11 protein-coding genes, 1 tRNA gene and 1 pseudogene are annotated in these 13,452 nt (G+C 62.1%); 11 read left to right on the top strand and 2 right to left on the bottom strand.

From position 1 onward, the window contains the following. From B9A12_RS17315 to B9A12_RS16945, 5 genes and pseudogenes are all read left to right on the top strand, one after another. Nucleotides 1-561, top strand: a pseudogene (locus tag B9A12_RS17315) (hypothetical protein); the annotation flags it as partial. Beyond that, entirely contained in the window at nucleotides 558-965 is a 408-nt protein-coding gene (locus tag B9A12_RS08365) for a hypothetical protein (RefSeq protein WP_084057432.1), read from the top strand. The pseudogene B9A12_RS17315 and the gene B9A12_RS08365, both read left to right, overlap by 4 nt. Nucleotides 966-1,386: 421 nt before the next feature. Continuing rightward, nucleotides 1,387-2,973, top strand: a complete 1,587-nt coding sequence (locus tag B9A12_RS16950; protein WP_170920455.1) for a hypothetical protein — start codon at nucleotides 1,387-1,389, stop codon at nucleotides 2,971-2,973. A 13-nt stretch (nucleotides 2,974-2,986) separates the two neighbouring features. Next, nucleotides 2,987-3,214: a hypothetical protein gene (locus B9A12_RS08355; protein WP_084057430.1), complete on the top strand. Its 228-nt coding sequence runs from the start codon at nucleotides 2,987-2,989 to the stop codon at nucleotides 3,212-3,214. Nucleotides 3,215-3,324: 110 nt separating this feature from the next. After that, on the top strand, nucleotides 3,325-3,474 hold the full coding sequence (locus B9A12_RS16945) for a hypothetical protein (RefSeq protein WP_170920454.1): 150 nt from the start codon (nucleotides 3,325-3,327) through the stop codon (nucleotides 3,472-3,474). An 85-nt stretch (nucleotides 3,475-3,559) separates the two neighbouring features. Here B9A12_RS16945 and B9A12_RS08350 read toward each other — a convergent pair whose 3' ends face one another. Together B9A12_RS08350 and B9A12_RS08345 are read right to left on the bottom strand one after the other, a co-directional pair. Further along, on the bottom strand, nucleotides 3,560-4,771 hold the full coding sequence (locus tag B9A12_RS08350; protein WP_084057429.1) for an NADP-dependent isocitrate dehydrogenase: 1,212 nt from the start codon (nucleotides 4,769-4,771) through the stop codon (nucleotides 3,560-3,562). Nucleotides 4,772-4,996: 225 nt separating this feature from the next. Next, nucleotides 4,997-5,073 (bottom strand) — tRNA-Trp (locus B9A12_RS08345). Between the two features lie 161 nt (nucleotides 5,074-5,234). On the opposite strand from B9A12_RS08345, the gene B9A12_RS08340 reads away from it, so the two are divergent. From B9A12_RS08340 to B9A12_RS08315, 6 genes are all read left to right on the top strand, one after another. After that, the gene (locus tag B9A12_RS08340) at nucleotides 5,235-5,498 is read left to right on the top strand and encodes a hypothetical protein (protein ID WP_084057428.1); all 264 of its coding nucleotides are present in this window, start codon (nucleotides 5,235-5,237) and stop codon (nucleotides 5,496-5,498) included. A gap of 292 nt (nucleotides 5,499-5,790) precedes the next feature. Continuing rightward, nucleotides 5,791-7,233 (top strand): acetyl-CoA carboxylase biotin carboxylase subunit, encoded by a 1,443-nt coding sequence (locus B9A12_RS08335; protein ID WP_084057427.1) that lies wholly within the window; start codon nucleotides 5,791-5,793, stop codon nucleotides 7,231-7,233. Nucleotides 7,234-7,436: 203 nt separating this feature from the next. Beyond that, on the top strand, nucleotides 7,437-9,089 hold the full coding sequence (locus tag B9A12_RS08330; RefSeq protein WP_084057426.1) for a hypothetical protein: 1,653 nt from the start codon (nucleotides 7,437-7,439) through the stop codon (nucleotides 9,087-9,089). A 136-nt stretch (nucleotides 9,090-9,225) separates the two neighbouring features. Next, nucleotides 9,226-10,101: a site-specific tyrosine recombinase XerD gene (gene xerD, locus B9A12_RS08325; protein ID WP_245802391.1), complete on the top strand. Its 876-nt coding sequence runs from the start codon at nucleotides 9,226-9,228 to the stop codon at nucleotides 10,099-10,101. Between the two features lie 31 nt (nucleotides 10,102-10,132). Beyond that, nucleotides 10,133-12,787 carry a CBS domain-containing protein gene (locus tag B9A12_RS08320; RefSeq protein ID WP_084057424.1) on the top strand — a complete coding sequence of 885 codons (2,655 nt, stop codon included), beginning with the start codon at nucleotides 10,133-10,135 and terminating at the stop codon, nucleotides 12,785-12,787. After that, nucleotides 12,784-13,446 carry a site-2 protease family protein gene (locus B9A12_RS08315; protein ID WP_139796551.1) on the top strand — a complete coding sequence of 221 codons (663 nt, stop codon included), beginning with the start codon at nucleotides 12,784-12,786 and terminating at the stop codon, nucleotides 13,444-13,446. Before B9A12_RS08320 ends, B9A12_RS08315 begins: the two co-directional genes overlap by 4 nt. Nucleotides 13,447-13,452 lie beyond the last annotated feature (6 nt).

Genomic DNA, 13,452 nt, shown 5'->3' with positions numbered 1-13,452 from the left:
GGGCCTCACCTACTTATATTAAGCCGGCGGGGCGATACGTTTTCTTTTACATACGAAGACAAAACGGTAGATATAACCATTCCAGAATTTGCTGATGTAAAACTAGCGTTGTTCGCAGCGGTGCGGAACGTCGGGGACTCCATCGACGCCCGCTTCAAGCACGTGTTGATCTTTCCACCCGCTGATCCAGAGCCATTAATAACGGCGTCCATCTTCTTAGAAGAGGCAGGCTCGCCCGCACTTGACCAAGCCTTAATCTCCCCAACTTTTCGGTCTATCCGGCTCGTTTGGAACAAAACTCTCGCTGTCCCGGCGCGCCGGGGCGCCGGTGTTATCCAGGGCACTGTACTTGTGGCGGGCGAACCGGCCCATCGACGGGTAACACTCTTTGATCGGCACACCATGCGACCCTTAGCCATTACCTGGAGCGACCCGACGACGGGAGAATATCGGTTCGACGGGTACGACCCGCGGTTCAATTATCTTGTTGTGTGCGGCGACTACACGCAGTCCTACAACGCAGCCGTTGCCGATTGGGTGCGGCCGGAGGTGTCCGAATGATTGCGCTGAATCCTACTGTGCAGGATGCCATGCTGCAGGCGGTGGCCGATGCCATCGATGCCGGATCGCCCAGCCCCGGGCTCATCCGCATCTACGACGGCACGGCGCCGGACCCTCCCGGAGCCGACGTGACCACGCAGACGCTACTGGCCGAACTGACGTGCAGCCTGCCCTGCGGGACCGTAGCCGATGGGACGCTGACCCTATCGCCCATCGCCGAAGAAGGCAACGCACCCGCCACGGGGACAGCTGGCTGGGCGCGCATCGTGGACGGGGCGGGCGCCTGGGTGGCGGATCTCGACGTGGGCACGACGGGCAGTGGGGCGGCCATCGAGCTGAATGCGGTGGAAATATACCAGGGCGGCATCGTGCGCATCACGCAAGCGACCCTGAGTGCGGTATGAGGCGATGGGCTATGATCTCCAGCTATACCGCCGGCTCCCCGCATCGCTGGACCTGGACCTGGCGGCGCCCACCGGCGGCATCCTGTTGGTCCTCCGCGAGCCGATCCCGGAGACACCGGATTTCCATCTCGGAGCGCAGGACGCACCGCCTCCAGAATTGCGAGTCGGGGCCCTCGCCGCTTCCGTCGGCATGCTGGGAGACTGGATCGGCGCCACAGGCCTGCGAGGCCCATTGCAGGCGGCCGTGCAGGGGATGGCGGCGATCGTCGGGCAGCAGGGAGTCGGCGGGTTCATTGCCGAAGGCGTCCCCACAGGTGTGGCGCCTGCGATCACGGGCGAGTGGGACCCGAACACGTGGCGCGGGCCCGGAACACAGCCCGCCGAGCGATATGCTCCAGGATCGCCCGCGCCGGCAGATCGGGTGGGCATCGCGTGCGGATGGCATTATGGAGCGCCTCGAAAGCCAGCGGCACGGGAGCGATGGCAGGACGCCACGCACTCCTCCTCCGCGGTGCGAGCGCCTCACGTCTATCTATCCCGCACGAGAATCGGGGCAGGCATCTCCTGGGGGGATGGCACGCCGGTCAGTGCCAGGGCGTGGTCAGCCTACGTGGCGGCCTACCGTCGGCATACCGCCCGCGGGGCGGCGTGGGTGGAAGGATCACCGGTGCGGCTCCTGTGGGGCGTGCCGTGGATCCGGCTCTGGCCGCGCCAAAGGGGGTATGAACACCCACACGATGAGGCCACGCGGACGCGTAGGGCCTGGACGTGTCCCTCTGCCTATGGACGCAAGCTCCCCGGCCTGCTGGCCAAATACTGGGCTCCGTGGGAGGAGGCCATGCGGCCCCCTTTTATCTGGCCGCCGCCTGAACCTCCCGAGCCGCCCGTCGAGCCCCCGTTCGTCCCGGACCTCGACCTGGTGCTGGAGTGCCGGCTGCCGGTCCCGCTGTGGGGCCCGGTGGCTTTTGACTTGTGGATCGATACATGCGACCGGGCCCGGCACGCAGGGCTGGAGATCCCCACACATCGGAGGGTTATCGTCGTGGTCCATACCCTGACCATCACCACCATTCCCGACGGCACACCCATTCCGTGCGCGGCCCTGGAAATCACGTCAGACAGAGACTCGTGGTGCTGGCGCTGGCGGGCGACGGTCATCGGTGCGGCGACCGAACTGGCCGAGGAGCAGCGCGAAGTGCTGATATCCATCGATGGGCTATCTTGGTCCGGCATCGTGGAGAGCTCGTCGATGACCCGCAGGCACGGGGCGTCGACCACCACGGTGGGCGGTCGGAGTCTTTCTGCTCAGCTATCCACACCCTACGTGGCGCCCAGGAGCCGCCTGGAGGCCGCGGATCGGACTGCGGTGCAATTGGCGGAGGACGAACTCTATAACACCGGCTGGACGCTGGACTGGCAGACGGTGGACTGGCTCGTTCCTGGCGGTGTCTTCTCGTATGACCGGTTAACGCCCATTGGTGCCCTGGTCCGGATTGCCCAGGCTGTCGGCGCATGTGTGCGGTCCCACACGCAGCAGCAGATACTCACGGTCTATCCCAAGTATCCGGTGCCCACGTGGGATCTGGGTGGCGCCACGCCGGATATCATTATCCCGGGCGATATCATCCTGGAGATGGGGACGCAATGGCGGCCGGAGGCACTCCATCGCGGTGTCTGGGTGGCTGGCAAGACAGCTGGCGTGTCGGTCCGCGTCTATCGCTCCGGAACAGACGGCGCTCCCTATGCCCAGATGGTGGTGGATGACTTGATCACCCATATCGATGCGGCCCGCGAGCGCGGCCGCCAAATCCTATCGGCTGGAGGCAAGCGGGCCGATGTGCGCCTGTCCATGCCCCTCACCACCGACACGGGCCTGATCCTGCCTGGCCACATCGTGGACGTGACCGACCCGGCCATGCGGGGCTATGCCGACGCCATCTCCATCAATGCCTCCAGTGCGCGCGTCATCCAAGCTGTTACGATCGAGCGCGTGGACGAAACACCATAGGGAGGACGTGCACATGGCTAACGTCTGGACGCAATTCCGGCGCCTGCTGCCCAGCGAGGCGCTTCTGGCCGGCCAGGTCACGGCCCACAATTCCGACGGCACCAGCACCATCAGCCTCCCCGACGGGGCCACACTAAGAGCCCTGGGCCAGTCGGTGGCCGTCGGTGCGCGTGCCCTCGTCCGCTCCGGCGAGATCGTCGGCGAGGCCCCCGACCTCCCCACCTACGACGCCGAGGTGTGAGCCCATGCCCACCCCACCCTCTGCCCCTCCCGCCTCCCTCATGATCACCTTGACCCCGTGTACGGCTCCCCTAACTTTCGCATTTTACCTGCAAATGTTTCCCATTTTACATGGCAGCTTACAACGAGCTCCAACGACAACACAACGCTTTCCGGGGTGAAGAGGAAGAAGACCTCTTGGACGCCGTGGAAGAGGCCTTCGCCAACCTGGAAGGGCTTCGCAGTCTGAACGACGACAACGGTGACGGCTTGAATTCCTAAAGATCGACGGCAAATGGGGCAAGGGGGTGGCAAGGGCGTGGAACCCATGCCTCCCCCTTGCCCGTTTCGGCGTCGTCGGCAGCCTTCAGAGGGCCTGGTCCAGCCGCTCCTTGATGGCGGCCAGAAACCCATCCGAGTCCACGATCTGCTTTCCGGGAAAGGGCGGGGAAATGGCGGCAAGATCCCCGGTCAGGATCCCGTCGTCGATGGTTCGCAAGGCGGCCCGTTCCAGGGTGTCGGCGAAGCGAACCGCGTCCGGAACATCGTCCAGTTCGCCGCGTTTCCGAATGGCTCCCGTCCAGGCGAAGAGGAGGGCCATGGGGTTGGTGGAGGTCTTTTCGCCCTTGAGGTAGCGATAATAGTGGCGCTGGACGGTTCCGTGGGCGGCTTCGTACACGTAGCAGCCTTGGGGGGAGATGAGAACGGAGGTCATCATGGCCAGGCTGCCGCAGGCGGACGCCACCATGTCGCTCATGACATCCCCGTCGTAATTCTTACAGGCCCAGAGAAGGCCGCCTTCGGATTTCATGATCCGGGCCACCACGTCGTCGATGAGGGTGTAGAAATAGTGGATGCCCTTTTCTTCGAAGCGCTCCCGATAGGCGGCGAATTCTTCTTCGAAGATCTCCTTGAACCGGCCGTCGTAGGTCTTTGAGATGGTGTCCTTGGTGGCGAACCACACGTCCACGCCATGGTCGAGAGCGAAGAGGAAGCAGGCCCGTGCGAAGCTCCGAATGGAGGCGTCCGTGTTGTGGATTCCCTGGAGGATGCCGGGGCCTTGGAAATCCGCGATCTTTCGCACTTCGGTCGCCCCCGTGGAAGAGCGGAAGACCAATTCGGCGGTGCCTGGTCCCGGCACCCGGATCTCCGAGTTTCGGTACACGTCCCCGTAGGCGTGGCGGGCGATGGTGATGGGCTTTTTCCAGCTTCGGACCGCCGGCGGAATCTTTTCCACCAGGATGGGAGTCCGGAAGACCGTTCCGTCCAGGTAACCGCGGATCGTGCCGTTGGGGCTCTTGTAGGCGCGCTTGAGGTTGTATTCCTTCACCCGTTCGGCGTTGGGGGTGATGGTGGCGCACTTGACTCCCACCTTGTGGGTTGCCACGGCCCGGGCGGCATCCAGGGTCACGGCGTCGTCGGTGGCGTCCCGGTGTTCGATGCCCAGGTCGTAGTAGTCGATGGTCAGGTCCAGGTAGGGAAAGAGCAGCTCATCCTTTACCATCTTCCAAAGGATCCGGGTCATCTCGTCGCCGTCCATTTCCACGATGGGATTTCTCAGCCGGATTCTTTCCACCATTGTCCTTCCTTTCTCTAGCTTCCGCGTTTCCGCTCGGCGCTCGAGTGGATGATGGAACCTGGGCCTGCCTTGAAACGGCCCATACCCCATGTGAAGGCGGCGTATGGGCCGTTTGGGACCAGGCGTGACCGAAGATGCGGGGGGTCTTGCAAAGCACGGGCAGGAAAAAGCGTGCTCATAGTAAAAAAGGGGTCGCGGTCTGGATACCGTACCCCTTTTCGTGCGTGGCAGGCCAGGAGGGATTCGAACCCCCAACCCCCGGATTTGGAGTCCGGTGCTCTAGCCGTTCGAGCTACTGGCCTAAAACCGCCGCCTTTATAGCCCCTTCCGGAGCTGTTGTAAAGCAAAATATGTGGCAAAAAAGAGGGCGCTCACCTTGTCTCCGGCATGCTTTGTGCTTAAAATTCCAAAGCAGGAAGCGCTCGATCCCACCAAGGGATCTGGGCCAGGAAGGAGGATTGGGATGAAGATCAAGTATTGCAAGAAGTACGAAAAGTACGTGAGCCAGCAGCATTGTGAGTTCTTTAATGAGGGGAAGGATTGCGAGTTCTACAGCCCCGGGTACTGGAACAGCATCAAGGAGTTGCTCCAGGACGTGAACCGTCCCAAGTGGGAAGTGACCGAGGTGATCAAGCCCTACAAGTGCAGCCTTTTGGACCGCGAATACCTCAATCGGATGACCCGTCGGCGACGCGAACAGCGGCGGCGATCCGCCCCGAGGCCGTAAGGAAGCGAGGACCGATCCGCGGCCTGAGGATTCCCGCCTTGTGAGCCAGCCTGAGATCTTCCCGCCATTGCGCCGTTGATCCCCCCCGGGCACTATGCTATGAGTGCTAGCCACTCGCACGAGATGGCCTGTGGTGATCTTTGTGCCGTCTTTGCCGCCGCCGACGACGGGGCGTGCGCTCTATCGAGAAGAAACCACATCTTCCGCGTCCGCGGACCGGAAGGCAGATACGGGAATGCCACGCCGGGGTGGCCGGGCCCCGGGGTTTTGCACCCAAGCGAAGGGGTGGTCCATGTTCAAGAAGCTTCTGGTGGCCAATCGAGGGGAGATCGCCATTCGGATCATACGTTCCGCCCAGGAACTGGGGATTCGCACGGTGGCGATCTATGAAGAGACCGACAAGACGGCCATGCACATCATGAAAAGCGATGAAGCGGTGTGTATTGGGTCCGGGCCGCGCAAAGACTATCTGGACATCGATCGCATCGTGCAAGCGGCCAAGGCCGTGGGGGCCGACGCCGTTCATCCGGGTTACGGTTTCCTGGCGGAAAATCCCCTCTTTTCCAAACGCTGCACGGACAACGGGCTCCTGTTCGTGGGGCCGCCTCCCCAGGTGATTTCCGACATGGGCAGCAAGGTGATCGCCCGAAAGGTCATGACGGAGGCCGGCATCCCGGTGATACCGGGAAGCGGCGTATTGCCCGACGGGCAGGATGGGGAAAAGGAGGCCCTGGAGTTCGCGCGACGCCACGGGTTTCCCATCATGATCAAGGCGGTGGCCGGAGGCGGTGGCCGCGGCATCCGGGTGGCCAACGACACGGCGGAATTGGTCCAGGGGCTTCGTCTGGCCCGGTCCGAAGCGCGCATGGCCTTCGGGGATGAGCGGATCTATCTGGAAAAGGGCCTCAAGAATCCGCGCCATGTGGAGGTGCAGGTCCTGGCTGACGGGCACGGCAACGTGGTTCATCTGGGCACCCGGAACTGTTCTATCCAGCGCCGCCACCAGAAGATGATCGAGATCGCTCCGGCCACCCTGCCCTCGCTGGTCGAAGAGCGCATCTGTGAGGATGCGGTCCGGGCCGCGCGGGCCACCGGCTATGTGAACGCGGGAACCGTGGAATTTCTGGTGGATTCGGAAGACCAGTACTATTTTCTGGAGGTGAACACCCGCATTCAAGTGGAGCATACGGTGACGGAGATGGTCACCGGGGTGGATATCGTGCGCGAGCAGCTCCGGATCGCCGCCGGGGAGGGCCTCTCTTTTGGTCAGGACGAGGTGAAGGTGCGCGGACACGCCATCGAACTGCGGATCAATGCGGAAGACCCCAAAAACGGCTTTATCCCCAACCCCGGCCACATCCGCATCTACCAGTCACCTGGCGGACACGGCGTGCGGTTGGACGGGTGCATCTATCAGGGCTACGAAATCCCCCGTTATTACGATTCCATGCTGGTCAAGCTGACCGTTTACGGCTTTACCTGGCACGAGGCGGTGGACCGGCTCCGTCGGGCCCTTGACGGCTTTAACATCGTGGGGGTCAAAACCACCATTCCCTTTTACAAGCAGATTGTGCAGGAGCCCGACTTTGTTCATCAAAAGTTTGACACATCCTACATCGACACCCATCCGGAGCTGTTGGACTACCGAGAGGAAGTGCCGGAGTTCGATCGGCTGGCGCGTCTCATCGCAGAGATCAACGCCTACGGCCTCAATCCTTACGCCGAAAGATCCTAACGGGCTGTGGGGGAGGCGGAGGGATTCGGCCATTCCATCGTATCTTGGCCATGCGTGTGAAAGTGCGCTTGCACGATTGCCGGCAGGAAGATGACCTCCTGCCTGGACGGAAGGGGCGGCCGGTGCCGGCTTGGGGGGCGGGCTGAAGGCGCCGTATCCACGAGCGGGTGCTAAACCTATAAGGACCTTGGGAGCGAACGGGCATGCCAGACAGACAACGGGTCACAGCGAAGATGAGCGTCCGGGAGATCCTGGCCTTCTTGCGGGAGACTCCCGGTTATTTTCTCACCAACAACGAACGGGACGTGTCGCAATCCGACTTCAAGTGCCGGATCCTTCCCCGCACGACCCTCCGTGTGGCTCCCTACCGGGACGATACCGGCTACTTCGCCTTTGAAGTCACCGGCGGCGCTTCGGTCCACGTGGATCTCATGAACCGGCAGATCAATCCCTTCGAGAAGCTCCGACTGGTCAAACAGCGTATGCCACAAACCCTGGTGCAGACCGTGTGCCGGGGACGGAATCTCTTCGGGTATCGGCCGTACCCGGACAATGTACTGCGCATGACGGTGCGACTCTTTGCCCGGTACGTGGATGTGTGGCGGGTCTACGACTTTCTCAACCATGTGCCGAACCTGGAAGTGGTGGGGCGTGAGGTCCAGAAGGCGGGGAAGCTCCTCATGCCGTGTGTCTGCTTCAACACGGGCGTTGGACACACGGACGAGTACTACGTGGCCAAGGTGGGAGAGATTCTGGACACCTTTGGCGAAGAGATCATCGTGGGGATCAAGAACCATTCGGCCGTGGGGAGCCCGCGACGGATCGCCTCCCTGGTGGCGGCCATCACGTCCCGTTATCCGGAGCTCATCCTGGCCTACCACGGCCACAATACGGATGCCAACGATCTGGGCCGCCTGGTGGCGGCGGTGGAAAACGGCGTGAAGATCGTGGAAGTGGCCGATCACGGCTACGGGGGCATGTATTCCCAGGCGCCGGCCTTGAGCCTCATTCAGACCCTCAACGACTATGGCTACAAGGCACCGGGACTCAAGGTCCAGCCCATCGTGGACGCTTCGGACCTGTTGCGCCGGGAGAGGCGCCATTACGAGCGGTTCGAAACACCGTTTCGCGGCTTCGATCCCACCGTGAAGCGTCACAAACTCACCGGGGGCGCGGCCAGCATCGCTTTCGAGCAGGCCCAGAGCCTGGGACTCCTGGAGCGGATCCACCAGATCTTCAGTGAACTCATGGACGTGAACCGCGAGATGGGCAACATCTGGTCCGTTACGCCGGGAAGCCAGATCCTTTGGAGCACGGCGGTGAGCAACGTCATCCACGGCAGGTACGAAAACCCGAGCGATGACTTGAAAAACCTGCTGCTCGGCCGCTACGGCCCCTTTCCCTTCTACGAGCCTCAGCAATGGATCTACGAAAAGGTACTGGAACACGGGCGGCGCGACGGCAAGAAATGGTACCAGATCCTGGCCGATGAGGCGGGAATTCAGCCGTTGCCCGATGTGGACCTGGAGGCCAAGCGAAAGGAGTTGGAAGAGAGCCTGCGCCGTCCCGCCTCCGATGAGGAGCTCTGTCTCTATGTCCAGTTCCCCAAGGACGCTCTCGACTACTTCCGCTTTGAGGACACCTTTGGAAAGGCCTGGCTGCTGCCGCCCGATGTGTGGTACCGCAGGGGCGGATTCCGCGACGGCGAGACCATTCGGATCCCGGACGAAGAGGGCAAAACCCATCAGATCGACGTGGTGTCCACACATCGCAAAGCGGACGAAGTGGAAACCTCCCTTCTGGTGGACTTCCATTTCCAGACCTATTCGGTGCCCCTGAACCACCCCAAGCGCTGAGGGGCTGGGAATGTGTGGGATCGTGCCGGAAGGGACACAGGGTCGCCGCGCCGCAAACGGTCGTCTCGCCAGGGGCGATGGGTGCCGCCCGGGCAGGGGCGATTGACGGAGCAGGGGAGACAGTGCGGTGGACGAAATGGTGGATCGTTTTCTCACCTACCTGGTGGCGGAACGGCGGTTGAGCGCCAATACGGTGCGGGCCTATGCCGCCGATTTGGCCCATGCGACGGACTATCTTTCGCAAAGGGGCGCCAAGAGCTGGCGCGATGTGGAAAGCGAGGCACTTTTCGGCTATTTCCGGCAGGGCTTGCAGGGACTGAGCCCGCGCACTCGGGCACGGAGGTTGGCGGCCGTGCGGTCCTTTTTCCGTTACCTGGAATCGAAGGATCTGATCGAAAAGAACGTGGCTTCCCGGATCGCCTTCCCCAAGATCCCCGCTTCGCTTCCCAAGGTTTTGAGCGGTGAGCAGGTGGAGGCCATCTTGCAAATGCCGGATCCCGGTACCCCCCTGGGGATGCGGGATCGGGCCATCTTGGAAATCCTCTATGCCACGGGGCTTCGCGTGTCCGAGCTGGTGGAGCTGCGCTTTTCGCAGATCAACCTGGAGGCCGGCTTCCTGATCGTCCGCGGCAAGGGAGACAAGGAGCGCCTGGTGCCTCTGGGGGAATGGGCCTTGGAGGCTTTGAAGACCTATCTCGACCGGGGACGGCCCCGGCTGGCCGGGCGGGAGGACCGGGACGTGATCTTTTTGAACGCCCAGGGCAGGCGACTTTCCCGTCAGGGCGTGTGGAAGATGGTAAAGAAATACGCCGTGCGAGCCGGGGTTTCCAAGACGGTGAGTCCCCATGTATTGAGGCATTCCTTCGCCACCCATCTGCTGGAAAACGGGGCCGACCTTCGGTCTTTGCAGGTGATGCTGGGCCATGCAGACATCAGTACCACACAGATCTACACGGCCGTGGCTCGGGAGCGCCTGAAAAGGCTCCACCAAATCCATCATCCTCGCGGATGAGACCCCTTCACCAGTGGCAGGGTGTAGCCCAATGGATGTGATCACCACCCACCTCAATGCCGACTTCGACGCCATGGCTTCCATGGTGGCCGCCAAGAAGCTTTATCCCGAGGCCCTGCTCGTCTTTCCAGGATCTCAGGAAAAGAACCTTCGGGAGTTCTTTGTCAGCACGGCGGGCTATCTTTTCGACTTCACCAAGCTCAAGGGCTTGGACCTGGAACAGGTGACCCGGCTGGTGCTGGTGGACACGCGGCAGGCCTCGCGCATCGGCAAGTTTCGTGAGCTCATCGAGGCGGGCCGGGTGGAGGTCCACATCTACGATCACCACCCCGACGCGGAAGACGACGTGCACGGGTCGGTGGAGGTCGTCAAGCCCGTGGGGGCGACGGTGACGCTGCTCACCGAGCTCATCCGCCAGCGGGGCATTCCCTTGAGCTCGGAAGAGGCCACCATGCTCATCCTGGGTATCTTTGAAGATACGGGCTCCTTCACCTTCTCGAGCACCACACCGGAAGATTTCCGGGCGGCCGCCTACCTGGTGGAGCAGGGGGCCGATCTCAACATGGTCTCCGACCTGGTCACACGAGAACTCACCGCGGAGCAGGTGGCTCTTTTGAACGAGCTTTTGCAGTCGGCACGCACCTACAACATCAACGGGGTGGACGTGTGCGTGGCCACGGTGTCCGTGGATAAGTACGTGGGGGACTTCGCCGTTCTGGTCCACAAGCTGAAGGACATGGAAAACCTGGATGTGATCTTCGCCTTGGCGCGCATGGAGGATCGGATCTATCTGGTGGCCCGGAGCCGGATTCCCGAGGTGAACGTGGGCGAGATTGCGGCACACTTCGGCGGGGGCGGCCACGCCACGGCGGCTTCCGCCACCATTCGGGATTTGACGCTCATCCAGGCTGAAGACCGCCTCTTCGAACTGCTCCAGAGCACCATCAAGCCGTCGGTGACCGCCCGCACCCTGATGAGCTCCCCCGTGCTCACAGCCGATGCCGAAAGCTCGCTGGGGCAGGTGGAAGAGATCATGTTGCGCTATAACATCAACGCCATGCCCGTTCTGGAAAAGGGGCGCCTGGCGGGCCTGATCAACCGCCAAGTGGTGGAAAAGGCCATCTATCACGGTCTGCGCGACCAGAAGGTCTCCGACTACATGAATCGGGATTTTTCCACGGTGCAGGCCTCGGCCACCCTGATGGAGATTCAAAAACATCTGGTGGAGCATCAGCAGCGCATTCTGCCCGTGATGGACGGGGACCGACTGGTGGGGGTGGTGACGCGGCGCGATCTTCTCAATCACCTGATAACGGATCGGTCCCGGGAGCCGATGGCCCTCAAGGAAGAGATGGCTTCGGGCCCGTGGGGGCGCCGCAAAAACGTGACCAGCGTTCTGGCCGAACAGTTGCCGCGCGAGATCATCGGGCTGCTGCGCCGGTTCGGGGAGCTGGGCCAAGAGCTCCATTACAAGGTCTACGCCGTGGGAGGCTTCGTTCGCGATCTGCTGCTGCGTCGCCCCAACCTGGATATCGACATTGTGGTGGAAGGCGACGGCATTCGCTTTGCCAAGGCCTTCGCCGAACGGGAAGGGATTCGGGCCCGGTGCCACAAGAAGTTCAATACGGCCGTGCTCATCTTCGACGAGCGTCTCAAGGTGGACGTGGCCACGGCCCGCCTGGAATACTACCAGTATCCGGCGGCCCTTCCCGTGGTGCAGTTCGGTTCGCTCAAGATGGACCTGTACCGGCGCGATTTCACCATCAACACCCTGGCCTTGGCGCTCAATCCCGACGAATTCGGTCAGCTCATCGACTTTTTCGGTGGGCAGCGGGATATCAAGGATAAGGCCATCCGAGTGCTGCACAACCTGAGCTTTGTGGAGGATCCCACCCGCATCCTGAGGGCCATCCGGTTTGAGCAGCGCTTTGGGTTTCGAGTGGGAAAGCAGACGGCGAGCCTCATGCGCCACGCGGTCAAGATCGGGCTCATCGACCGGCTGGGAGGCCAGCGACTCTTCCACGAGATCCAGCACATCCTCATGGAAGAAGATCCGGTGCCGGCTGTCCGGCGCATGGCGGAATTCGGCGTCCTGGAGGTCATCTGCCCCAACGTGTGTTTCGACGCCAAGGCTGTGGAAACCCTTCTGCAAATCAAGGAGGTGTTGTCCTGGTACGAACTGAGCTTCCTGGAAGAGCCGCTGGAGGGTTGGCGGGTCTATCTCCTGGGGCTCCTGTCCAGGCTGCATTACAGAGATCTTGGGAAGGTCCTGGAGCGCCTGGATCTTCCGAAAAACATGAGGGAACGAATTGCCTGGACGTTTCAAAGGGTTAACGAGGTCCTGGGAGACTTTTTGCGGTTGCCTCCCCCACGTCCCAGTGCTATCTATCGAGCACTCCAACCGTTCAGGCCGGAAGAGATCCTGTTCATGATGGCCACCACGCAACGGGAAGAGGTCCGGCGGGCCATCAGCCACTATTTCCATCGGTATCGTCACGTGCAGCCGGAGATACGAGGAAGGGATCTCCAGGAGATGGGCATTCCCCCCGGTCCTATCTATGCCAAGATTCTGGATCGCGTTCTGGATGCCCGCTTGAACGGAGAGCTGAGGAGCCGCCAGGAGGAGCTGGCTTTGGCGCGGGCCATGGCCTGGCGTGAACTGGGAGCCGGGGAAGGCAAGCAATGACCATGATCATGGAATGGGTTCGAGACGTGTCCATCTACGCCGTGCCGCTTCTTCTGGCGGTGATCAGCCACGAGGTGGCCCACGGGTGGGTGGCGGAAAAGCTGGGAGATCCCACGGCGCGCATGCTGGGACGCATCTCCCTCAATCCTCTGGTGCACATCGATCTCCTGGGCACGGTGATCATCCCTTTGGTGTTGCTGGTCACCAACGCTCCTTTCATGTTCGGCTGGGCCAAGCCCGTGCCCGTGCAATTCCATCGGCTTCGAGGAGGGCGGCGCGGCATGGCCTGGGTGGCCCTGGCGGGCCCTCTGACCAACCTGATGCTGGCCGCGGCCAGCGCCCTGGTCTATCGGCTCATTCTGATGCTCTTCGCATCGGGTTACGCGGTGGGAACGGCGGCCATGGTGCTGCGACCACTCTTTCTCATGGCCCAGTTTTCGGTGATCTTCAACCTGGTGCTCATGGTGATCAATCTCTTTCCCGTGCCGCCCTTGGACGGCGGGCGCGTGCTGGCCGGAGTGCTGCCTCGCCGGCTGGCGTGGCAGTTGGCGCGCCTGGAGCGCTACGGGATGCTGATCGTTGTGATTCTCTTGGCCACCGGGTGGTGGGGGCATCTCTTGAACCCGGTGGTCAGCCTTTTTGCCCGACTGTTTCTGTAAGGACGA

The organism is Desulfacinum hydrothermale DSM 13146 (assembly GCF_900176285.1).
Lineage (GTDB): Bacteria > Desulfobacterota > Syntrophobacteria > Syntrophobacterales > DSM-9756 > Desulfacinum > Desulfacinum hydrothermale.
This window is presented reverse-complemented; position numbering and strand designations above follow the sequence as displayed.